The organism is Burkholderia territorii (genome assembly GCF_902833055.1).
In the GTDB taxonomy this organism is placed as follows: domain Bacteria; phylum Pseudomonadota; class Gammaproteobacteria; order Burkholderiales; family Burkholderiaceae; genus Burkholderia; species Burkholderia territorii.
The window spans coordinates 1-636 of record NZ_CADFEJ010000071.1 but is presented as its reverse complement, the minus strand read 5'-3'; the positions used below and the strand labels follow the sequence as shown (position 1 = coordinate 636).

Genomic DNA, 636 nt, shown 5'->3' with positions numbered 1-636 from the left:
GCCATCGCGCGCGCCACGACATGCTGACCGGTCTGCTCAACCGGGCCGGCCTGTTCAATGCCGCCAACGGCAACGCGCGGGCCCGGATCCACGCCGGCATGACCCTGCTCTATCTCGACCTGGACGGCTTCAAGCCGGTCAACGACGCGCACGGCCACGAGACCGGCGACACGCTGCTGGTGCAGGTGGCCGAGCGGCTGATGCGGCTGGCCGGCCCGGAGGCGCTGGTGGCGCGCATCGGCGGCGACGAGTTCGTGATCGTCGACACCTGCCGCGACTACGACACGCCGCGCGACTTCGCCCATGCCATCGCCCGCGAGATCGCCCGGCCCTTCGAGCTGGCGCCCGGCATCACGGCCAGCGTCGGCGCGAGCGTGGGGATCGCCTCCGTGTCGGGCGAGGACATCGATATCGATTCGCTGCTGCGCATCGCCGACGCGGCGATGTACGACGCCAAGCGCAACAAGAAGGGCGACGCGCCCGAGGGCGCCCAGACGATCGGCCGCGCTGTGCCATCATCGACACTCCCGATCCGGAACGGAGGCGACGATGCGCACGCAATGCTTCTCGCGGTTCTCCAGCTTTCTCTCCACCACCACCGGCCGCCCGGCCACCTTCATCCTGGCGGTCGCGCTG

At 70.4% G+C, this 636-nt stretch carries 1 protein-coding gene; it reads left to right on the top strand.

The genetic code is table 11. From position 1 onward, the window contains the following. Positions 1-20: 20 nt before the first annotated feature. Positions 21-636: GGDEF domain-containing protein (locus HW466_RS31035; protein WP_244138249.1), on the top strand; the 616-nt coding region annotated here is incomplete at its 3' end.